Below are 23,481 nucleotides of genomic sequence, written 5' to 3' on the forward strand. Positions count from 1 at the left end.
AACTAGACCATGTCCTTTTTTACCTCACTCACCGGTTTGAATGCAGCCACTGCACAGCTGGGCGTCACGTCCAACAACATTGCCAACGCGAGTACCGTTGGCTTCAAACGCAGTCGTGCCGACTTTGGCGACATTTTTGCCACCTCGCCTTTGCAAAAAGCGACATCCACGATTGGTCAGGGTGTGTCTTTGAAGCGCGTGACCCAAGAGTTTGGGCAGGGCAATATGAACTTCTCGTCCAACACCTTGGACTTGGCTATTTCAGGCGATGGTTTCTTTCCTTTGAAATCAGCCGACGGCTTTCAAGACATCTTCACGCGAAACGGCTCGTTCATGATGAACGACCAATACAACGTGGTGAACTCGGCGGGACAGCGTTTGATGGCGGCGTCGGTTGACTCGACCGGTAAAGCCAACTTGAACGACTTGAACGTGTTGACGATTCCGCAAAAAACCACCGGCATGGCCAAAGAAACGTCCTTGGTGCAACTGGGTCTGAACTTTCCTGCTGATGCGCAGGTGGTGACGCAATCTTTCAACCGAAACGACCCCGCGTCCTACAACAAGAGCACTGCGCTCACCGTGTATGACAAGGGTGGCAATGGTTACTTGGCCACGGTGTACTACGCCAAAACACAGAACGCGAGTCAGGCCGACCCCAACAACAAATGGCAAACCTATGTGTATGTGGGTGAAACGTTGGTGGCTGCTGCCTTGCAACAGGCCACCGATCCGGCCAGCGGCGAAAAAATGTATGTCAACAAATACGGCCAGCTCAAACCTGAGAGCGAAGTGGGCGACTTGCTGGTCAACGCCAAAACCCAAAAATTCTCCTTGAACCAGCTGACCGATCAACGCGCTTCCGAGCCTGCCACGGTGCAAGGCGGCAAAGCGCCCCGTTTGAGCACCTTGGAAGGCATTGATTTCAGCACCCTGCAACCCAGTCAGTTGAAAGACTTGTTTGAGATTGACGTGGATGGCAGCGGCACCCCTTTGAGCGTGGGATTGGACCATTTGGCGGGCACGCCGTTGCGCTTGTCGGGCACTGAAATCGCCAAGGAATTCACCAATGTCTTGAATCGTAAATTTGGTGACGAGCGCTTTTTCAACTTTGCCGGTCAACAAACGTTTCAAGTGACCGCCAGCAATGCCGATGGCACTTTGACACAAAACCGCACCATTCAATTGGATGCGGATGACATGACCTACGAGCAAGTGGTCAACAAAATCAACAGCCAGCTCAGCGGTAGCAGCAATGTTTTGTCGAACGTGGCTTTCAGTGCATCCCCTTCACCCGGTGAGTTCAAGGGCTACACCATGACGATTGATGGGCAGGTTGTTTCGAATCAGATTGACTTGGGCACCACGCTCAGCACCAAACCGATGGAAGACTTGGCCACCAAGTTGCAAAGCCGTATCCAGTTGGACTTGCAACAACGCTTGGGGTACACGCCTGAAGCCGCTGGCAAAGTCACGGTGAATGTGCAAAACGGCAATGAGGTGCGTGTCACCGATGCTGGCGGCGCCGAGATTTCCAACTTCGTGCTGCGCAGCATCAGCACGGGCGCACAGAATCTGATTGAGAACCAAAAATCTTTGAATGGTGTGACCTTGACTGAAATTGGCGACTACACCTCGCTGACCATGACCTTGGACGGCGACCCGATCACGGTCGACCTGAGCGATTCCGACCCCAGCGACTTGGATGTCTTCGCCCAAGAATTGCAAGACAAGGCCCAAGCCAAGTTGGTGGAAATGGGTTGGTCCACGTTTGAAGCGGCCCAGGTCACGATTGCCACGGATCCCAATCTGGCAGGTCACTTGATTGTGAAAGATGTGGGTGGCCACCAAATCAACGCCTTGGCGCTGACAGCCAAAACAGGCTTGACAGGGCCAACAGTGACCAGCAACGAGTCCAAAACAACCCTTGCCAGCATTGAATTTGCTGAAGAACCGATTGACAGTGAACCCCTGCTGAGCCATTTCAAGAGCATCACTTTTGCCATCAATGATGGCACCACGGAAACAGACACCATCACCTTGGACAGCAGCAAATTTCCAAGCTTGACCGGCATTGATCCTGCACCCAGCTATGCCACCTTCGATCCAACCAACGCTGACCACTTGGATTTGTTTGCCGCAGACATTCAAACAGCGGTTCGTGCTGCCTCCACCAAAGGCGCAGCCGTCAGCATCACCTGGGATCGCAACACCAATGCCTTGGTGGCGAAAGAGCCCAGTGGCAAGTTCATCAGTGCGCTGACTTTGGAAGCCAACACCACCACCGTCGGTGGCAGCACCGGCTACCCCAGCCTGATCAAAGGCGGCGCTGTGGTTCAGCAAGACATGGTGCAAGACGCCGATGGCAACATCCTCACACCCAGTTCATACACCTTGTCGAATGTCTCGTTCCCCTTGGGCACCACGCCAACCGGCAGAGAGTTCAAGTCCTTTGACATGACCTTGGATGATGGCACCACCTTGAGCAGCGTGAGCTTGGGTGAATTGACCTTGTCCAGCATCCCGATCAACGATTTGGCGAACCGGCTGCAAGAAAAAATCCGCAGCACCTTGCAAGACACCGACCCCACGGTTTATACCGATGAGCGTGTGGCCAAAATCACCGTCAGCGTGATCAACGGCAAAGACCTCAAGATCATTGACAGCAGCGGCACCAACATCACCAATTTCAGCTTGACAGCCGATGCCACCACGGCCTCGAAAGTCTCCACGGGCTCACGGAATTTCTTGATCGAGGCACTGCCTGCAGACAACATGGTCACGGCCAGTTACGACCCCGTGTCGCAGCAGTTCAGCTTTGTGCCCGTGTTGGGCAACTCGATCACCTTGTCGGGCCTGAACAACCAGTTGGGCATCACCACCCCCATTACCCAAGAGGTTGGCAGCGATGGCCTGACTTTGTCGGGTTCACCTTCGATCACCAACAACTACATCCGTCCGTTGAAATTGCAGCGTTACGGCATGAAGGTCGAATACGACACGGTGAACGAACGCTTCATTTTCAAATCTGGCACAACCGGCGACACCTCCAGCATCAAAATCGGCAACCCCAGCACCTATGCTTCAGAACGCTTGGGCTTGGCTGCTGATGGCGACTACGAAGTCAAACCTTCCACCTTGGCTGTTCGCGGCATCTATTCTGAACCTGCGGTCATGAATGGCTCGCCATTGGGCATCAACGCCAACAACAACTTCAGCGTCAACCTGACCAACAACAAATTCGTAGTCTCGGTCGATGATGTCAAGGGCACGGTGTATTTGGAACCGAAAGAAACCTACACGATCGATAGTTTTGTGCAGGCTTTGCAAAACGGCATCAACCGCTTGGCCGGGCCGTCTGATCAACCTGGTTTGACCGGTTCGATGGTTTCAGGTGTGCGCGTGTCTTATGACACCAGCACCAACAGCTTGAAATTCACCACCGGCACAGCCTCCACCAATTCTTTTATCAAGGTTTCAGGCGACAGCCAGTGGGGCTTGGCCAACGTGGATGGCGGCCGTGGCAACACATCAAGCTGGATCAAACCAACGCAGTACACACAAACCGTCAATGGCGTGGCCGTGGCCATGTACATCGACGAGTTTGGCAAGGAAACCTTCAGCCCAGATGGCTTCAAGAACCTGCCCGAATGGTCGCCGATCTTCTTGGAAAAAGGCGAATTGACCTTTGACACCGGCGGTAACTTGGTCTCGCCCAAGCAGGGTTCGCAGTTGGACACGGTGTACCTGCCTGATGGTAAGGGTGCTTTGACCATCAACATCAACTATTCCAAATCAACCCAGTTCTCTTCACCCTACGCGGTGTTGTCACAGTCGCAAGACGGTGCGCCTGAAGGTGACTTGGTGGGCTTGTCGGTGGGTGACGATGGTTTGGTCAACGCGTCTTACTCCAACGGTGCCCAAAAATCATTGGGCAAGGTGGTCTTGGTCAACTTCTCCAACCCGACGGGTTTGCGCCAGATTGGTGACACCAGCTACTACAAATCAGCCACATCCGGTGCGGCCAAGTACGGCGAAGCCGGTTCAGCCGGTTTCGGTACGGTGCGCTCCGGTGCCACCGAGCGTGCCAACGTCGACTTGACGCAAGAGTTGGTGGACTTGATCACGGAGCAGCGGAACTTCCAGGCCAATGCCAAGGCGATTGAGACCAGCACCACCATGACCCAATCCATTATCCAAATCAGAGCGTAAAGCTCCTCCTTAGAGAATCGACATGGATCGTCTAGCCTTTAATGCATCTGCCGCCATCACTGAAATGCGATTGGCTCGTCAAAACCTGGCCAATGACATGGCCAATATTGCAACCAACGGTTTCAAGCGCTCTTACGAGGTGTCGATGAAGGCCTTCAAGGCCGAGGGCGAGGGTTTTGACTCTAATTTCCAACCGCAAGCAGCCCATTTGGACTTCATCAAGATGACACCCGGGCCGTTGATGGCCACGGGCCGCGATCTGGACATCATGATGAACGACCAAACCGTCTTGGGCGTGCGCTCGCCCAATGGTGAACTGGCTTTCACCCGTCGTGGCGACTTGCACCTGTCAATAAATGGTGAGTTGCAGACCGGCAACGGCCATCCGGTGATGGGTGAGGGCAACACGCCCATCACGATCCCGCCTGGCTCCAAAGTCGAGATTGCCCAAGATGGCGGTGTTTATGCCACCGATACGAGTCAACCTGGCGTACAACAAGCCGAATTGGTTGCTACTTTGTTACTCAGAGATGCCAGTCAAACCCTGATGACACGCCGCGAAGACGGCCTGTTCAAAGTGCACGATAAACCGACAGGCTCGGATTTTGCTACTGGTCCTGTACGGACATCAGTGACCGCGCAAGCGCTGGAAGGCAGCAATGTCAATCCAGCCGATGTGATGGTGAAACTGATTGAGCAGTCCCGCATGTTTGAACAACAGGTGCGCATGGTCAAGACCAGTCATGACAACGATCAGTCTGGCGCTTCCATGATGAAGCTGAGTTGAGCCACAGCAGGCGGTGATTTTTTGATGAATTGAAACAGAGGTGAATTGATGGATGCAGCATTGTGGGTAGCCAAGACCGGCTTGGACGCGCAGCAAACGCGCATGAACGTCATCTCCAACAACTTGGCCAACGTCAGCACCACGGGCTTCAAGCGTGATCGCGCGGTGTTCGAGGACTTACTTTACCAAAACATCCGCCAAGCGGGTGGTCAAACCACGGCCAATACCCAATCACCAACGGGTTTGATGCTGGGCACAGGTACCAAAGTGGTGGCCACTGAGAAGCTGCATATTCAAGGCAATTTGATCAACAGTCAAAACCCTTTGGACGTGGCCATCATGGGCGACGGCTTTTTTCAAATCCAGCAACAAGACGGCACCATCGCGTACACACGTGACGGCGCTTTCAAACTGACCGGCACCGGCCAGTTGGTCACCTCCACTGGTTTCTTCTTGGAACCGCAAATCACCATTCCAGGCAATGCTTCTTCACTCACCGTTGGCCGTGATGGCACGGTGTCGGTTGAGCTGGTCGCTGGCGGTGGTCAGCAGGTGCTGGGCCAAATTCAGATCGCCAAGTTCGTCAACCCAAGTGGCTTGAAGCCGCTGGGCAACAACTTGTTGGCCGCCACGGCCTCCAGCGGACCGGTGCAGTTGCTGCAACCCGGCACGGTGGGTGCAGGTGTGTTGAACCAAGGCTCGTTGGAAGCCTCCAACGTGAATGTGGTGGAAGAAATGGTCAACATGATCGAGACCCAACGCGCCTACGAAATCAATTCCAAGTCGATCGAATCGGTCGATGGCATGTTGAAGTATTTGAACCAAAACCTCTAATTCATTGAGACTGCCATGAAAAAATCTTTCTTGATCTTGTTCGTTCTGTTGGGCTTGCAAGCTTGTGCCAACAACCCCAACCCCGTGATGGCGCCGCTCACACCGTCGCCCGACTTTGCGCCGGTTTACCCTCTGGCCAATGAGCAATCACGCCCAGCCACCGGCGGCATTTATGGCAACCGTCAAAGCGATGCCTGGTTTGGTCGCGGTCGCAATTACCAAGTTGGCGATTTGGTCACCGTGCTTTTGAACGAGTCGACCCAAGCCGCCCGCAGCCAAAAAACAGATGTCAGCCGTGAAGCTTCGAACACGGCAGTACCCGCAGGCGTGGCTGCACGTGTTGAAAAAGCCATTCCCCTGTTGAGTGGCATCAATTTGAACGAATCGACAACGGCCAGCAGTGGCCAAGGCTCCGCCGACCAAAAAGCCAGCTTGAGTGGATCGGTCACGGTCACCGTGATTGAAATTTTGGCCAACGGCAATTTGGTGGTGCGTGGCGAAAAGAAACTCGGCTTGTCAGAAGGCACGGAAGTGATTCAGGTGTCAGGCGTGATTCGTCCCCAAGACATTGGACCCAATGGCACGGTGCAATCCTTGCGCTTGGCCAATGCCCAAATTTCCTACCGTGGTTCTGGTGAATTGGCCGCAGCCAGCAAACCAGGCTGGGGTACCTCAGGCCTGCTGAAATTCTGGCCTTTCTAACCCTGGACAAGTGCACATGACAACCCCTCGTTTCAAAACTGTCTTGATGGCCTTGGCATTCGCCACGGCCATGCCTGCTTGGGCCGACCGCGTGAAAGACCTGGCCACCGTGGCAGCTCAGCGCTCCAACCAATTGATTGGTTTTGGTTTGGTGGTCGGTTTGCAAGGCACGGGTGACGATGCCTCGGTGCCGTTCACCACGCAAAGCATGAAAGCCATGCTGGCGCAAATGGGGGTCCGCATTGACGGCCCTTTGTCGGACTTTGAACAAGCCGCTTCTGCCAGTCGAATCGATATCAAAAACGCGGCTGCCGTGATGGTGACCGCAGATTTGCCGGGCTTTGCCAAGCCAGGGCAGCGTATTGATGTGAATGTGTCGGCGATTGGCAAGGCCACGAATTTGCGCGGCGGCAATTTGATTCTCACGGCCATGCGCGGCGTGGATGGCGAAATTTACGCGCTGGCGCAAGGTGCACTCACGGCCACGGGCATCGACGCGGCAGCAGCCGGTTCGAAAGTGGCGATTGGTGTGCCCACAGCAGGTCGCATTCCCAGTGGCGCGATTGTCGAGCGCATGGTGGAAACACCTTTTGAAAAATCTGAATTTCTGGTGCTGAACCTGCGCGACAACGATTTCTCCACCAGCAGCGCCATTGTTTCAGCGATCAATTCAAAATTTGGTCCAGACGTGGCGCAAGCTGTTGATGGCACATCGATATCGGTACGAGCACCTGAAAACTTGAATCAACGTGTGGCCTTCATGGGCATGTTGGAAAACATCGAGGTCACACCGGCTGAGCCGAATGCTCGCGTGGTCATCAATTCGCGCACCGGCACGGTGGTGATCAACCGCGCCGTGCGTGTCACAGCAGCTGCCGTGTCACACGGCACGATTTCAGTGGCCATCACGGCCACCAACGAGGTGTCGCAACCCAATCCCTTGTCGCAAGGTCAAACGGTCGAAGTGCAAAACGCCGACATTGCGGTAACCGAGCCGAAGAACCCGATGTTCTTGTTCAAACCAGGGGTGGACTTGCGTGACATCGTCGACGCGGTCAACCAAGTCGGTGCCAGTCCCTCGGCCTTGATTGCCATCTTGGAAGCTTTGAAAAGCTCCGGCAGCTTGCGGGCTGAACTCGTCATCATCTAAACCACCATGAGCGACTACATCAACACCAGCAGCGCGAGGTCCTACACGGACTTTTCGGCGCTGGGCGAATTGCGCGGCAAAGCCCAGCGCAATGAAGCCGGTGCTTTGCGTGAGTCGGCCGAACAGTTCGAAGCCTTGTTCATTCAAATGATGCTCAAGTCGATGCGAGACGCCTCGAATGTCATGAAAAGTGACATGTTTCAGTCGAATGCTTTGGAAACATTCCAAGGCATGTACGACAAAGAAATTTCCATGCAAATGGCCAAGCGCAACGCCTTGGGCTTTGCCGATGTGGTGGTCAAGCAAATGACGGCCAACCAAGCCACACCCAGCACCGCCGACATGTTGGCCGTGCGCGAAGGCAGCAAGTCCTTGATTCCTGCCGGTATGCCATTGCACAAGCCGGTGTTGCCCATCAGTTTGCAACCCAAGGTGCAAGACGCCATGGCCTTGCCCAAACAAATCATCAAACCCTTGCCCATCCACAACAGCATTCAGTTGCCATCCACCAGGAGTGAGCCATGAGTGCCATGTTGGGCATCAGCAGTACAGCCGTTGCTGCTTATCAACGTGCCTTGGGCACGGTCAGTAACAACATTGCCAACGTGAGCACCGAAGGGTATTCGCGTCAAACATCCACGCTGCAACAAAGCGCACCGTCCAAGCAAGCCAATATGTACTTGGGCACGGGCGTGCTGTTCACCGCTGTCAAGCGGGCTTTCGACACCTTTGCCGAAAGCAACCTGCGCAACAGCAACACCGACTTGGCCACACAAGAGCCCTTGGTGAACTATTCGCAACGGGTGATGGACATCATGGGTGACAAGAGCGTGGGCCTGAGCTCCGCGCTGGATACGTTTTTTGATGCCGCACGCAGTTTGTCAGTTGATCCAGCATCCACGGTCATGCGCACCAGCTTCATCCGCTCCAGCGAAGGCGTGGGTTCGCGTTTTGCCGAGTTGGCAGGCCAATTGAATTTGGTGTCAACGGAAACCCGCCAAGCCTTGGAGAGTGCGGCAGGCCAAATGAACACCCTGACCGAGCAACTGTCCTTGGTCAATCAACAGCTCACCAAATCCCCCACGCTCGAAGGGCAGTCTTCCGAGTTGCTGGACCGCCGTGATTTGTTGCTGCGGCAAATTTCAGAGTTCTCGCGCATCAAAACCAGCTTCACCAACAACGGCATCGTGTCGGTCAGTTTGGGCAACACCATGAAGCAAAGCTTGGTGGTGGACGGCTTGAAATCGCGTCCGATTGGTTTTGATCCGAATTCGGTCAGTCAATTGGACATGGTGATCGACCCTTACGGCAACACCGAGCCTTTGTCGGGTGCCAGCGGGGGTGAAATTGGCGGCTTGAACACGTTCATCAGCCAAGTGCTGGAACCCGCGCAAAAAAGCCTGGATTTTTTGGCGCAAACCTTTGTCAATGAAGTCAACACCATCCAGCGCGGTGGCATTGACGGTTATGGCCAAATTGGCGTGGATTTGCTGCGCATCGACCCCAATGCCGCATCAGCATCACTGGGCATCCGCGTGCTGTTGCAAGACCCGATGCGCGTGACCACTGGTGGCTTGTTCCGCGTCAGCGAGAACACCAACAACGCCAGCGATGTGCGGGCGCGGGTCAGTTTCGTGCCTTCAGAGATGCCGCTTGGCATCAGCAATCTGAATTTGATTGACAACCCCTTTACCAACAATCCGGTTGGTATTGAAGTGGGTGGTGGGCGCTTGTTTGCACCTGTCACGACCATTGCCACTGGCATCACGGAGCCCACGATTTACCTGGACAACGTCAAGCCAGGACAGCATTTGCAGTTGCTCACACGCGATGGTCGTCACCTGATTGGCACCAGTTTGTCGGAGGATGAGAAGTTCCAGATGTTGAATACCGACAACGGTTTCAACCCGGCACTGACCTACAGCGACGCCTACATGAACATGTCGGGCGAAAAGGGCTACTTGGACACCAATGTGTTTTATGGCACCAAGGCCAGTGTGTTGTATGAGCAGCAGTTCGACAAACTCGGTCAGCCCGACGATCCCACACCCGTGCCAGCTCAATTGGTCAGCAAACGCGTCGTGCCTATCGCTTCATCGACTGAATTGGTGGTGATCCCCAAAGGCGCGATCAAACTCAATGACATGGCTTTGGGCGAGTTGAAACTTGATGCCGATCAAACATTGGGCCCACAACAAGTTGCAGACTGGTTGAATGCGGGAGTTGACAGCAACCCCAGTTTCACCTCGGACAAGTCGTTATTACAAGCGTCCATGTCGGCCGCGGACTTGACCTTGAAGGTGCGCAACACGGATTTCTTTCCAGACGAAGGCGGTGTGATTCGCATCGGCGAGGAGCAAATTTATTTCACCGGCAAAGAGACAGATACCAACGGCAAAAAAACCATACTCACCGGCTTGATTCGGGGCTTCAATGGCACCAAAGCAGCCGCACACCTTGAGGCTGCGGATGTGCATGCCAATGACTTGAAGCATGCGGAAATTTTCAATGAAATCCGCTTGCCTTCGGCCTCACTTGATTTCCACAAAGAACTCACCATCAACGGTGTGGTGATTGGCAAGCTGCCTGTGGGCGCCAAGTTCCCCGCGCAATACAAAGACCTGCTGACTTTTGTGCAAGCCATTCAAATCAAGAGTGAAGCCACCGGCGTGACCGCGCGGTTGGCTGACAACGGTGACTTGATTTTAGAAAACGTGCTGGGTAAAGAGGGCGAATCGATTGAAATCGGCCCGTTGGACTCAGGCGGCAAGTCGTCCAACGCCCTGAGTTTGAACATCAGCGAAGGGTCGGAAAAGTTCCATGGCATGGTGCGCATGACGCGCCGCTTGGGTGACCCGACCAAGTCCGATATTCGACTGTCATTTGGCGAGTACGGCCCCGTCGATGCGCGTCAAACGGGCACACCCTTTGACCTCAGCTTGCTCGGCTTCAGAACCGCTGCCTACATTGAAGGCAAAGTGCCGGATGACTTGCTGGTGTTTGTCACCGGTCAAGGCAAAGCCACGATTGCCGCCAGCTTTGATGGCGAACCGATCGACCCCAAAGACAAACTGCGGGCGCAAAACCTGCAAATCAAATTCATCGAGCCCGACCGTTACGTCATCATGGATGGCAAAACCAACACCGAGTTGGTGAACCGCCGTTATGACAATACCGTTTTAGACCCGGTCATCAACTACCAGGGCTTGGCCATCAAGTTTTCACGCGCCCCCGATGTCGGCGATGTGTTCCAAGTGGATGGCAACAACGACGGTATTGGCAACAACGAAAACATGTTGGTCATGGCGGATTTGTCCCAACGAAAAATTGTGGGCAACAAAACCTTGGCAGAGAGTTACATCGATCAAGTCAATGACGTGGGCAATGCCGCGCAGCAAGCCCGCATCACGCAACAAGCCTTGACCGTGGTGAACGACCAAGCCAAAAGCGCACGTGACAAAGTTTCCGGTGTGAATTTGGATGACGAAGCAGCAGATTTGATTCGTTTTCAACAAGCCTACCAAGCGGCTGCCAAGGCGCTGCAAATTTCTGGTCAATTGTTTGATTCCATTGTGCAAATACGCTGATAAAGAGAGTTCCCCATGGTCATGAAAGTTTCTACCAGCATGTTTTTTGACAAGGCCAGCACCCAGCTGGGCAATGTCCAAGGCAGCTTGGCCAAAACCCAAGAACAGCTCTCGACTGGCAAGCAAATTACCAAGCCCAGCGACGAACCCGACAAAGCCTCGTTGGTGACGCGCTTGGAGTCTGAAATCGCCCGCCAAAAAAGCTACCAAGGCAACATCAAGTCGATGGAAACCCGCTTGTTGGGCGAAGAAACGGCTTTGAAGAACACCAGTGAAGTGATGTTTCGCATGAAAGAGTTGGCCGTCCAAGCCGCCAACGACACCTTGAGTGCCGCCGACCGCAAAACCATCTCGCTTGAATTGCATGAGTTGCGCAATCAAATTTTGAGCTTGGCCAATTCGCAAGACTCGAATGGCAATTACTTTTTTGCGGGCAGCCGTGTCAGCCAAGTGCCCTTTGGCCCAGATGCCAAGGGCGTGATTGTTTACAAGGGTGACCAAACCCGCATGGTGGTGGCCGTGGGCGACAACCGGCGCATGAACCTGAACATTCCCGGTTCCGATGCCTTTGGCAATGTGGTGCGCAGCGATGGCAAAGGCGGGCGGGTTGGTGTGGGTTTTTTCCAAGCCTTGAGTGACCTGATTGAAGCCGTCAAGGGCAGCAACCGGGTGGGCATCCAGCAAGGCATGGCCGAGATTGACCATTTGCAGCAAGGCATCAGTGACGCCGAAGCCCAAGTGGGCACCGACTTGAACGTGGTGGATTCGCAAAACAATGTGCTGGATGAAATCACACTGCGCCTGAAAACCACCATGTCCGACATCCAAGACTTGGACTACACCGAAGCCATCACCAAGATGAACAAGGACCAACTGGCCTTGGAAGCCGCGCAAAGCAGCTTTGCCAAGATTTCCAAACTCAGCTTGTTCAACTACATCAATTGATCAGCTCAAGTTTTCCTCCATTGATCCGATTCATTTGACGATTACCCCCTAAAGTCCATGGCCACCTCCGCAGTCAGCTCCAGCACCTCCACCGCCGCCACCACCGCGGCGGATGTGGCCGCTGCCAACAAGGCCAATGCGCAAAAAATCCTCACGTCTTTGAGCGCAGGCTCGGGCGTGGACGTGGCCTCGTTGGCGCAGAACTTGGTGAACGCCGAGAAGGTGCCGCAAGAGAACGCGATCAACGCGAAGATTGCCAAGAACGACAGCAAAGTCAGCGGCTTGTCGGCCGTCATGTTCATGATGTCCGAGCTCAAAACCGCGATGTCGGCTTTGAAAGACAAGGACAATTTCAATTCGCTGACCTTGGCCAATACCAACACCAGTGCGGTGAATGTGGTGGCCAGCACCTCAGCGGCGGCGGGCGACCATCAAATCGTGGTCAATGCCATTTCGCAAGCACAACGTAGTGTCAGTGGTTCATCGGCCTTGGCCACCACCTCTTTGAATGGCGGCAACAGTTTCGCGCTCACCCTGACGGGCAACAACACGGCCAGCGTGGGCACCACCATGTCCTATGGCACCTACACCGCTGCCATCACCGCGCCATCGTTTGGCACGGTGCCCTCGGTGAATGATTTCAAAAATTTTGCGGTCGTAGTGGACGGCAAAACCTTCAACATCACACCCACACCTGCAGCTGCCACCCTCAACGACCTGGCGATTGATTTGCAAAAGCAATTGCGTGTCCAGGACGGCAGCGCAGATTTGAGTGTGGTGTATGACGGCACCAGCATCAACATCACCTCGGCCACCAGCACGCGCGTGGTGTCCAACCCCGCTTTGTCCAAGTCCACCGTGGTGAATTTGGACAATGGTGCGAATGTGGGCATCGTGACCGACAGCACCATCACCGGTGCCAGCTTTGGCACGGTGCCCTCGGTCAACGACTTCAGCGCCTTCAACATCACCATTGGTGGCACGGTGCGCAGCATCTACCCGGCCCCCACCACGGCCAGCATGAGTGACTTGGCCGCCAACATCCAGTCGCAATTGCGCGCCTTGGACAGCACCAATGATATTTCGGTCACCTACAGCAGCAGCACTGGTTTGCAAGTCACCTCTGCTTCGGGCAAAACCCTGACCGGCATGGGCTTGGTCAAGAAAACATTTGACGACACGCCTGCGGGCGTGGTGGCCGCCATCAATGCATCCAACCGAGGTTACAAAGCCCAGTTGGTGAACGACGGCAGTGCCAATCCTTTCAAAGTCATGATCACCGGGGCCAATGGGGCCACTGAAGGTTTCAGCATCAGCAGTGATGATGCAAACGGCGTTTTTGGCGCGGGTTTCACCGTGCCCACGGGTTCGGCGGCAGCCGATGCCAGCGTCACCGTCAATGGCCTGACCTACACCCGCAAATCCAACACCATCACCGACATCGTGCCGGGCCTGACGCTGAACCTGAAAGCTGTCAGCACCACGCCCGCCAGCATCACCATGTCGCGCGATACCGCCGACCTGAAGGCCAAACTGACCGCCTTGGTGGTGGCTTACAACGACTTTGACAACATCATCAAAGAGACCACAAACCCCAAGTCGACGCTGGAAACCTACGGCACAACCTTGGTGGGCGACAGCACGGTGCGCATGGTGCGCTCGCAAATGCGCTCTTTGATTTTCAGCAACTCCAGCACCCCAGGCACCACCTACAAGTCGATGAGCCAACTCGGTTTCAGCTTGGACCAAACCGGCGTGTTGAGCCTGGATGAAGCCAAGTTGGATGCAGCATTGTTGAATGGCGTGGACGATATTGCCAAGATGTTCACCGGGGGCTACAACAAACTCAGCCCTTACACTAACTTGCCAGCCGGTATTGCAGGCGATGCGGTGCGCAAGCTGACGAATTTCTTGGCACCAACCGGCGTGTTGCTGACCAAGAGCGAGAACGCCAACACCGAGAACACCAAATACCGCGAGCGCTTAACCAAGCTTCAACTGCGCATGGATGCTTTGTTGGCCCGCTATCAAAAACAATTTGCCGCGATGGACAGCTTGGTGGGCAGCGTCAACAGCCAGAAGACCAGCTTGAAGTCCACCTTTGAAGGCATGATGGCCACCTACACCAACAAATAAGGCGTTTATTTCACGCGAATGATGCGCCAGCCGTGGTCCATTTTGCGAAAAACAAATTTGCGAGGCAGTTTGCGGGTGCGCAAAAAGTAATACGACAGCGCCCGCAAGCTGTGGGCTTTCTTCATGTCTTCACAAAAAATGCTGTCACCCACATCCAGGTTTTCAATGGTGAGGATGTTGCTGGTGAGTGCCAGCTGATTTAGTTCCAGTCGTTCGATGATCATGTGCGTCTGCCCAAGGGTGTCCCTTGGCAGAATCGGCACGACGCTTCAGTACTTGAGCCAGCTCTTGCTTATTTTTCTGCAAGAACCCTAAAGGTTTAAGAAATGTACTGTTTCAGCAAATAAGCAACCATGTCTTGTGAAATATTGGCCTGCGCCAGCATGGCCAAGGCCCCGTTTTGCTTGGTTTGCGCCACGGCCAAGGCCGTGGTTTCAGCTGCCAAGTCGTAGTCCATGATGTTGCCGTAGGCGGTGCTGGCGTTGGTGCTGAGGTTGCTCACATAGTCGGACTGGTAGCCCATGCGGTTGATTTGCGCACCCACAATGGCTTGGTAAGCCGACACCATGTCAATGGCATCAGCCAAGGTGGTGAGGGCGTTGCTGCCACCTGTGGCGGTGGAAATATTGAGGTCCGACACTTTGTAGTCGCCGGTGGTACCACCGTAAGTGCCTTCTCTGAAACCAATCGTCTGCAAGCTTGTGTTGCCGTTGGTGCCGGCAGCAATAGTGAAGGTCGAGTCCGAGGTCAGGGTGACGGTTGAACGGTACGTGGCCGCTGCGGCCGCTGTGGTGGCGGTGATGCCTGAAATACCAATGGTGGCGCCCACACCCTCGGTGGTGGCGATGGAAATATTGCGACCATCTGCCGCCGTCAAGGTCACGCCACTGCCGTTGTTGCTGGCGGTCACGCCAGTTTGCCCGGTGTAGGTGTTGAGCAAAGACACCACACCAGCGATGCTGGTGAATGAGCCACCAGCAATGGTTTTGCCATTCAAATAAATATTGGTAGCGGTGCCAGCCACAAAGCCCGTGCCCACCACCACGTTCGGGTTCACTGTGGCGGTCACACCAGTCAGAGTGGTTTGTCGGTTGATGGCGGCTGCCAAAGCAATCCCGCTGGCCACTTTGGTCGACGAGGTGGCAGTGGCGTCAGAGGCGGTGTCGTCTGATGAAAAACTCGCGCCAATCGCATAACCGTTGATGCTCATGTCGCCAGCGGTGATGGCCGTGGGCGCAGCAGTTGACACGCCCAAGTTTTTGCTGGCCACCTGGGCCACATTGGCCGAGTAGGTGCCCAAAGCCAAGTCGGCATTGGCCAAGGTGCCGTTGCTGGTGATGACGATGTTGCTTTGGTTCAGGCTGCGCAAGCTGTAAGTGCCTGCATAGGTGCCTTGAGCAGCCACGCCAGTGTTGGCAGCGGTCAGCGTGGTGTAGGACACGGTGATGTTGCGGCCATCGCTGGCGGTCAGGCTCACACCCAAGGCTGTGCTGAAGTTGTCCACGGCGGTCACGCCAGTTTGGCTGCTGTTGTTGTTGATAGCGGTCACCACGGCGGCGCGGTTGGTGGCGTAGTCGGTACCTGACAGCGTCACAGCAATCGCAGTGCCATTGATGGTGATGCTGCCCGTGGCGGCAGCTAAAGACGTCATGGTTGTGCCGCCCACGTTCGTGGTGCCCACGGTAGCCACCACATTGGTATCCCCCGAGACCAAATTGATGGCGGCTGCTTTGGCAATCGCACTGCCTGAGGCGAATAAATACGAGGCGCTGTCATAACTGGCTAATGATGTACCGACAGTTTTGCCGTTGATCACCAAGTCACCCGAGGCCAATGCTGTGGTGGAGGCACCCAAGGAGGTCAGGGCCAAGGCGTCCCCCGTACCCAAGGCCGAGGACAGCACCGAACCAAAGGTGAGGGTGGTGGTGTCACCTGCGTTGATGCCAGATTGCACGGTGAGTGTGGGCGTATCGCCATTCAGCAGGGAGGTGCCGTTGTAATAGGCGTTGTTGGCAATCGAATCGATGTCGGTCATGTAGGACGCAAACAGGGTTTGGTTGCTGGCCAAGGTAGCGCTGTTGGTGGAACTGGCGCTGGAGGTGGCCAGTGTTTTCATGGCCGACAGCAGGGTTTGAATCTCCTCCAGGGCCACATCCGCCACATTGACCGCAGAGATGCCATCGTTGATGTTGTCCACCGCTTTGGCGTAGGACGCAATCTTGGCAGCCCACTTGTTGGCAATGCCCAAGCCCACCGGATCGTCCTTGGCGCTGTTGACTTGCAACTGCGTACTGATGCGGGTGCTGGCCTGTGTATAGGCGTTGCTGGCCGTCTTGTAAGCCCCGGATGCAATCAATGCATTGATGTTGGTGTTGATGATCATGGCAAGACCTACCTGGTTGTGCAGCAAGAGCGGCAAGAATTTGCCGCTTTAGCGTTCTAGGCTAAGCCCTGGCCAGAAAAACTTGAGGGGGCTTTGCACTCTTTACACATTTGCCGCACCCAAAATAGATTCTTTTGAATTCAAAAAATCAGGTAATGAAAAAAAAGAACAGTCCATAAACCCATGAAAGCTCAAGCTTGGGCGATGCAAGCCGATTCATAGCTCGCTAGAAAAGCTTTTTACACAAAGCTCAAGTTTGCGCACTTCGTGCCGATATACAGGGTCATGGATAAGAGTCATTCGGCTCTTTCAGAAAGGCCCATCATGGTTTCACCAATCAATTCAGTTGCCAGCGCACCGCCCCAGGTGGTGAGTCGGCCTGCCCCCAGTGCGTCTCCTTCCGCAGCACCAGAGGCGGTTCAAGCCAAGTCCCATGTGCCAGTGGACATGGAGCGCATGAAACAAAACTTGGAAGTGACCATTGGTCGCTTGAACGAGCAAATGCGCGACGGTGGCCGCAATGTCACCTTCGCCATGGACGAGGCCTTGGGCCGACCCATTGTGGTGGTCCGCAAGGAAGACACCGGTGAAGTGATTCGCCAAATACCCAATGAAGTGATCGTGAAGGTTGCGCACAACATTGAAGCCCTCAAGGGCATGCTGATGAACAAAAAGATTTGATTTGTCAAATTTTTATTAAAGGTTTTTTTATTTACGCCGAATCATCAGCTATCAGGACAAGTTGTCTTGAAATGTTTCGGTCAATCCATCTTCAAGGAGTAACACCATGTCAGTGATCAATACCAACGTGAAAGCACTTGTCGCCCAAGAGTCCATGCGTTCCAGCAACCTGAGCATGAGCCAGGCCATGGAGCGTTTGTCTACAGGCAGCAAAATCAACAGCGCCAAAGACGATGCCGCCGGTTTGGCCATCACCAACCGCATGACTTCGCAAATTCGCGGCATGGCCAAGGCCATCGGCAACGTCAATGACGCTATCTCTATGTCTCAAACCGCTGAAGGCGCCATTGGCAACGTGGGCGACATTCTGCAACGCATGCGCGAACTGGCTGTGCAAGCTGGCACCGGCACCCTGAACGACAGCGATCGTTCTTCACTCCAATTGGAAGTTTCACAACTGAAGCAACAAATTGACGACATCGCATCCAAGACCAACCACAACAACATCAAGTTATTGGACGGTACCGCCCAAAACGTGGTGATTCAGACCGGTGTGAATTCTGGCGACACCATGAAAATTGGTTTTGAATCTATGCTAACAAAAGATATAGGCATGGGTGACCGTGCAAGTTTATCTTCAATTGGCGGACTTGCCGCTACAAGAACCGCTTTTAGTGAAAGCGATTTGTATTTGAATGGCGTTGCTGTAGGTGCTTCTGTAGCAATTGACGATCCTGCAACTGCCTCAGCTGCAAGTGCAACTGCAAAAGTAGCTGCTATCAATCGAGTTGCCCATTTAAGTGGTGTCTATGCAAAGGTAGATCAGACAGTTGCTGCTGGCACAACAATGGTTGCTGCTGCCTTAGCAACTGGAGGAGTTACTATTAATGATGTTGCATCTGATGCTTTTTCAACAACGGCAGATGCTTCAGCGTCACGAAAAATGGTCGTCGATGCTATCAACGCAAAAACAGGGCAGCACGGCGTAACTGCCGTTGACACAGGCGATATCAATACTGGCATTACGCTAATTGCAAAGGATGGAAGAAACATTACGGTTGCATTTACTGGAGCAGCAACATCTGCAGCAACTGGTGTCTTAGCGCAAACTAGTGCAGTTGGAAGCTATAGTCTCTATACTTTGGATGGACGTGATATCAATATTGATACTGGTAGCGGACCTAATTCAATGCAAGCTGCAAGTGGTTTGATTGCTGGAACCTATAAATCAAATATTGCTCAAACAGTCTCCGCTGCGCGAGACAGAACATTGGTAGCTGCTCCATCGGCAAGTAATATTGGCTTGCTGGATGGCAGCGCAATGATCATCAACGACATTGCTATAGGCGCTGCACTGATCACTGACGATACATCCTCTGACACTACTGCAGCCGGATCAACCAGATCGTCCAGTGCCATTGCCATTGCAGCCGCAATCAATCGATCTTCTGCCAAAACAGGTGTTACTGCATCCGCAGTTCCCAATATCGTACGGGGCGAAGGGTTTACTGCGGCAACTGCAGTAACTCTCAACATTAACAATGTTTCTATTGCAGCTACTGCTGTTACACGCGATGGAGTTATTGATGCAATCAATGACTATTCTGCCAAAACTGGTGTGACAGCCTCGGCTTGGGGAACCGGAATTCAATTAACAGCAGCCGATGGTCGCAACATAGCTGTGGCAGTTACAGCAGGCACAGTTGCTAATGCTGGCTTGACTGGAATAACATCTGCTGTAACAGCTGCAGCTGCAGTAGTGTTTACATCTCAAGTAAAATTAAGTTCAGATAATAGCTTTAACGTGCGTGCTGGATCGACTGGTGCTGCTAACTTAGCCCTACTTGGATTTACCCAAGGTACTTTCGGGGGAACTGACAATGGTTTGAAAGTCAATCAACTTGATGTGTCAACCATCTCAGGTGCAACACAAGCAATCACAGCAATTGATGCAGCCATCAACTCTGCGTCTGCTGCCCAAGCTAAGTCAGGTGCAATCAACAACCGTTTGGATTCCATCATTAACAACTTGACTGAAGGATCAAAAAATATGCAGGCTTCACGCAGCCGCATCTTGGATACTGATTACGCTACTGAAACCACCAACTTGGCCAAGCAGCAGATCATTCAACAGGCTGCAACTGCAATGTTGGCTCAAGCTAACCAATCTTCTCAATCCATTCTCTCTTTGCTGAAATAATAGATTGAGTTAGCATGTAAGGGATGCATGGCCATATGCCATGCATCCCTTTTTTATGTCCATCAATAAACAACTGTTAAAAGCTCAAAAATACTTAAGAACTGGCTCTTATATCAAAGCCATTGAAATACTGAATAAGTATTTAAAGACAAGTCCTGAAGAAATATCTGCTCTCATGCTAAGAGGTGAAGCATTTCTTCGAGGAGAACAATTCGAATCAGCATTGACAGATTATGCAAAAGTTATTGAGAGAGATAATAAAAATATTCTTGCTCTCAACAATTTTAGTATAGCTCTTATAAGATGTAATAAATATAATGATGCTAAAGAAATAATTGCTTATGTTCATGAATTAGACCCTAATAATTTTCCGGCATACATTAACTCAGGTAATATTCATCAAGCGCTAGGTGAATATAAAGAAGCTATTAATTCGGCTATGAGCGCTGTCCAGCAAGATCCCAAATCTTCGCTTGCGTATGTGAATTTAGGAAGCGCCCTGGGCGGAATTAGATTATTCCAGGAGGCAAAGCAAGCGTTTTTGATGGCTAATTTTTATGATCCAAAAAATATTTACATAAAAATAAATTTAGCCCAAATTGAGGAAAAACTTGGAAATATCAAAGACGCCAAATTGATGTACGAGCAAATTCTCCAATTGAATTATTTAACTCCTCTGGAATCTAATTTAGTAAAATATTATCTTTCTTATATTTATCTTGCTCTTGGACAGCTTAAACAAGGATGGGATTTTTATGAATATGGATTTTCAAAATTATTACCTCCGGATGCATGTAGATCAAGACGAGTATTTTCTCAACCTGCGTGGACCGGGAATGCAGATGAAAGAAAACCGATATTGGTTTGGCGAGAGCAAGGTGTAGGGGACGAGATTTTATTCAGCACATGCTTAGGCGATATGCATGATTTAAATTTGAATATTATTTTAGAGTGTGATCCTAGATTAGTTGCTATCTATCAAAGAACTTACCCAAAGTTTAGGGTTCGCAAAGAATCAATGAACACTGACTTTACGCCACAATTCGATGACTTCGATTATCAAATTGCAATAGGATCTTTGCCAAGGTATTTCAGAAGAAATATTGGAAATTTTGACACAAAACCTTATTTGTGGAAGCCATTACCTGAATCCGTTTCTCTTGTGAAGGTGAGATTAGCCCCATACAAGCACAAAATTCTTATTGGAATATGTTGGCGAAGCGCCAAATTATCCATAGAACGTAATTTAAACTATACAGCTCTTCAGGATTGGACTAGTCTACTCAGTAATCCAAATTATCAGTTTGTCAATCTTTTGCATGGAGATTGTGAAGCTGAAATAAATGCAATAGAAAATTCATTAAATATTCAAATTCTAAGATGGAGCGATATCAATTTAAAAGATGATTTAGAAACCGTACTTGCGCTAACGAGTGAATTAGATTGCGTTGTTTCAATTGGCTCTGCAGTGAGTGTGATTGCAGCATCTGCTGGCGTAAATACCTTGGTGTTGCTACAAAGATCTTGGGTATTACTAGGAAATTCAGAAAATTATCCTTGGTATCCAAATGTTAGAGCATTTACTGTTGAGGTGAATGAGCATGTAGGAATCAATATTAAAAGTCTGGATTCATACATCGTTAAAAAGTCTAATTGAGTCTTTTGAATCCACTCTGACAAATAGGACTATGCAATAACTTCATTGGATCAAAACCATCTTCGCATTGTTTGATAAGTACAAAAATTCTATCTAGATGATTCATATAAGTGTCAATGATTTTTGGTGAGTGATCAATACATGCATAGATTGAATTACTAGCCAAAAATCCCTTAGCCAGCATTTCTTGAGTTATCAATGTTTTATAGATTAAGTTATTTGAGCTTACAAATGAAAACCCAGTAAGTGCAGGTAGTCCCCAATGAGAAATTTTTATCGAATGCTTATCAGCAAGTTCTTGCCAACCTGATCTAATAAGTTTTCCAGTCTCAGTCACTTTAGTCCAAGATTCTAAGCGCTCCATGATTTCAAGCGTTTTAAGTGCGGCTGAGGGTCCAATTCTCTCTGTCCAAAAAGTACTGCTGATAAAAGTGGATTGTGCTGAATCCATAACTTCCCGTTTGCCAATAACTGCAGTAATTCCATAGCCATTGCCAAGTGCCTTACCAAAAATGGCTATATCTGGTTCTACATCATACTTTTTATGCAAACCTCCAAAAGTTTCGCGGAATCCAGAAGTGCATTCATCAAATACAAGAACTATGCCTTTAGAAGTAGCTAGATTTCGTACTTTCTTCAAGAAATCATTTTCAGGACCAGTATTTCTAGACACTTCCATTTTGATAACACCAATTTCTTGGGTATTCACCAGATCATTGAGTTGATCAAAATTATTATAATCAAAAGGTAAGACTGTATTTAATAATCCTCTAGGCACACCTTTAGGTGATAAACCTGGCAATAAATGTCCGTCTAAATTTGACTCATGATTTAAATTTGCTGAAAGATACCAGTCGTGCCATCCATGGTATCCACAAATTGCAACTTTATCTCTTCCACTTGCAGCTCTAGCTATTCGAATTGCGATTGCATTTGCTTCACCACCAGACCTTGCAAATTTAACCATATCTGCCCATGGATGAATTTCAATTAATTTTTCAGCAAGATAGACTTCCTCGGGACAATTTAAAGTGGACATATTTCCGTTTGAAACTACATATTGAACAGCAGCATCAACTTCAGGATGTCCATAACCCAATATATTGGTGCCTACGCCCATGAGACTCATATCTATATATTCACGTCCATCCAGATCCCAAACTTTACATCCTTTTGCTTTGCTAAAATAAGCAGGCCAAATATCAGGTAAAAACATTTCTGACTTTTTAGAAAGAAGCATGTTTCCACCCGGAATGAGTGTTTTTGCTTTCCTCCAAAGATCTTGTCCTGAATTCATTATTTCACCTTTTAAGGAGTGTAAAAAATTATTTTATTAAAATGAAAACCATTTTGATGGGTTAATTAAATCAAGATCTTCACATTCAATATCTGGGTATGATTGAATGTTTTTATCATTAAAGGCGGCCTGATTAATTTCAATTAATTGTTCTGTATTCTCAATGCCAACAACAACTCGATCTATCTCTGCAAAAGATAATGGAAACTGAATAGCAGATTGTAAAAGCGATACTGAATTATTTGAGCACCACTTCGAGGCTTCATTCCACAACGGATTCCATTTTGAAAATTGAGTAGGTCGATTACACTCATTCATCAATAGAAGACCTTGTAAGAATACAGATCTTGTATGCACTTCATATTTTTCATCTTTGAGACGATTTAAAAAACCTGTATTTAAAAGACGTCTATCAATTAAGTTAAAGGGTGATTGAATCAAGTCAAACTTGTATAAATCCAAGATTTTTTCAAGTGTATCAAATGAATTTATTGATATTCCGATTTTCAAAATCTTACCAGAATCCTTTAGAGTTCGTAAAGCATTATAGATTAATGGCCCATTGATTCCCAATAAGTCTTCAGGAGAATGGAGCAATAACCCATATATATTTGAAACTTTTAATCTTTGCAATGAAGATTGAAAATGATTGAAAACCCATGATTTTATGTCGTCAAATTGACTTGGAAGCTTAGGAATTTTAGTGATAATTTTAAAATTTGATAGATTATTTTGTCCAAGTTTACTTTCACTATCCTTATAATTGATTGCAGTATCTAAAGTATCAATGCCAAATTTAGCGGCAGTTTTTAAAATAGATATTATTTCTTCCGGCGATACTATTCCCGATTGGTTTGAGATGCCATACTTCATTCCAAACTGAACAGTACCCAGTGCAATTTTATTCATA

16 protein-coding genes are annotated in these 23,481 nt (G+C 50.7%); 12 read left to right on the top strand and 4 right to left on the bottom strand.

The features are described from left to right. Positions 1 to 9: 9 nt before the first annotated feature. The 9 genes from AC8GFP_RS08025 to fliD are packed head-to-tail and all read left to right on the top strand — an operon-like array spanning position 10 to position 14,353. On the top strand, positions 10 to 4,212 hold the full coding sequence (locus AC8GFP_RS08025; protein WP_506612010.1) for a flagellar hook-basal body complex protein: 4,203 nt from the start codon (positions 10 to 12) through the stop codon (positions 4,210 to 4,212). A 22-nt stretch (positions 4,213 to 4,234) separates the two neighbouring features. Beyond that, positions 4,235 to 4,999: a flagellar basal body rod C-terminal domain-containing protein gene (locus tag AC8GFP_RS08030; RefSeq protein ID WP_506612013.1), complete on the top strand. Its 765-nt coding sequence runs from the start codon at positions 4,235 to 4,237 to the stop codon at positions 4,997 to 4,999. 48 nt (positions 5,000 to 5,047) lie between these two features. After that, positions 5,048 to 5,833 carry a flagellar basal-body rod protein FlgG gene (flgG, locus tag AC8GFP_RS08035; protein ID WP_506612015.1) on the top strand — a complete coding sequence of 262 codons (786 nt, stop codon included), beginning with the start codon at positions 5,048 to 5,050 and terminating at the stop codon, positions 5,831 to 5,833. A gap of 15 nt (positions 5,834 to 5,848) precedes the next feature. Then, the gene (locus AC8GFP_RS08040) at positions 5,849 to 6,535 is read left to right on the top strand and encodes a flagellar basal body L-ring protein FlgH (protein WP_506612017.1); all 687 of its coding nucleotides are present in this window, start codon (positions 5,849 to 5,851) and stop codon (positions 6,533 to 6,535) included. Between the two features lie 16 nt (positions 6,536 to 6,551). Continuing rightward, positions 6,552 to 7,685 carry a flagellar basal body P-ring protein FlgI gene (locus AC8GFP_RS08045; RefSeq protein WP_506612019.1) on the top strand — a complete coding sequence of 378 codons (1,134 nt, stop codon included), beginning with the start codon at positions 6,552 to 6,554 and terminating at the stop codon, positions 7,683 to 7,685. A 6-nt stretch (positions 7,686 to 7,691) separates the two neighbouring features. Further along, a complete protein-coding gene (locus tag AC8GFP_RS08050) occupies positions 7,692 to 8,210 on the top strand; it encodes a rod-binding protein (RefSeq protein ID WP_506612021.1) in 519 nt (172 codons plus the stop codon). Further along, positions 8,207 to 11,272: a flagellar hook-associated protein FlgK gene (flgK, locus tag AC8GFP_RS08055; RefSeq protein WP_506612023.1), complete on the top strand. Its 3,066-nt coding sequence runs from the start codon at positions 8,207 to 8,209 to the stop codon at positions 11,270 to 11,272. The genes AC8GFP_RS08050 and flgK overlap by 4 nt, the downstream gene beginning before the upstream one ends. Before the next feature lie 15 nt (positions 11,273 to 11,287). After that, entirely contained in the window at positions 11,288 to 12,217 is a 930-nt protein-coding gene (gene flgL / locus AC8GFP_RS08060) for a flagellar hook-associated protein FlgL (protein WP_506612025.1), read from the top strand. Between the two features lie 57 nt (positions 12,218 to 12,274). After that, complete coding sequence (gene fliD / locus AC8GFP_RS08065) at positions 12,275 to 14,353, top strand: flagellar filament capping protein FliD (protein ID WP_506612027.1); 2,079 nt, start codon at positions 12,275 to 12,277, stop codon at positions 14,351 to 14,353. 5 nt (positions 14,354 to 14,358) lie between these two features. On the opposite strand, the gene AC8GFP_RS08070 is transcribed toward fliD, so the two are convergent. Together AC8GFP_RS08070 and AC8GFP_RS08075 are read right to left on the bottom strand one after the other, a co-directional pair. Continuing rightward, complete coding sequence (locus AC8GFP_RS08070) at positions 14,359 to 14,577, bottom strand: hypothetical protein (RefSeq protein WP_506612029.1); 219 nt, start codon at positions 14,575 to 14,577, stop codon at positions 14,359 to 14,361. A gap of 95 nt (positions 14,578 to 14,672) precedes the next feature. Beyond that, the gene (locus AC8GFP_RS08075) at positions 14,673 to 16,736 is read right to left on the bottom strand and encodes a flagellin N-terminal helical domain-containing protein (RefSeq protein ID WP_506612031.1); all 2,064 of its coding nucleotides are present in this window, start codon (positions 16,734 to 16,736) and stop codon (positions 14,673 to 14,675) included. Between the two features lie 324 nt (positions 16,737 to 17,060). Here AC8GFP_RS08075 and AC8GFP_RS08080 point away from each other — a divergent pair, with 324 nt between their 5' ends. From AC8GFP_RS08080 to AC8GFP_RS08090, 3 genes are all read left to right on the top strand, one after another. Then, positions 17,061 to 17,417 (top strand): flagellar protein FlaG, encoded by a 357-nt coding sequence (locus AC8GFP_RS08080; protein ID WP_506612033.1) that lies wholly within the window; start codon positions 17,061 to 17,063, stop codon positions 17,415 to 17,417. Positions 17,418 to 17,523: 106 nt separating this feature from the next. Beyond that, entirely contained in the window at positions 17,524 to 19,617 is a 2,094-nt protein-coding gene (locus AC8GFP_RS08085; protein ID WP_506612035.1) for a flagellin N-terminal helical domain-containing protein, read from the top strand. Positions 19,618 to 19,672: 55 nt separating this feature from the next. Continuing rightward, positions 19,673 to 21,274, top strand: a complete 1,602-nt coding sequence (locus tag AC8GFP_RS08090) for a tetratricopeptide repeat protein (RefSeq protein WP_506612037.1) — start codon at positions 19,673 to 19,675, stop codon at positions 21,272 to 21,274. Here the strand turns inward: AC8GFP_RS08090 and AC8GFP_RS08095 are convergent. Next, positions 21,267 to 22,571: an aminotransferase class III-fold pyridoxal phosphate-dependent enzyme gene (locus AC8GFP_RS08095; protein ID WP_506612039.1), complete on the bottom strand. Its 1,305-nt coding sequence runs from the start codon at positions 22,569 to 22,571 to the stop codon at positions 21,267 to 21,269. The two genes, AC8GFP_RS08090 and AC8GFP_RS08095, sit on opposite strands and share 8 nt — an antisense overlap. A 36-nt stretch (positions 22,572 to 22,607) precedes the next feature. Beyond that, complete coding sequence (locus AC8GFP_RS08100; protein WP_506612041.1) at positions 22,608 to 23,480, bottom strand: aldo/keto reductase; 873 nt, start codon at positions 23,478 to 23,480, stop codon at positions 22,608 to 22,610. Position 23,481: the final 1 nt, after the last annotated feature.

The sequence above is a fragment of the Limnohabitans simekii (SeqCode) genome, from assembly GCF_965234735.1.
Lineage (GTDB): Bacteria > Pseudomonadota > Gammaproteobacteria > Burkholderiales > Burkholderiaceae_C > Limnohabitans > Limnohabitans simekii.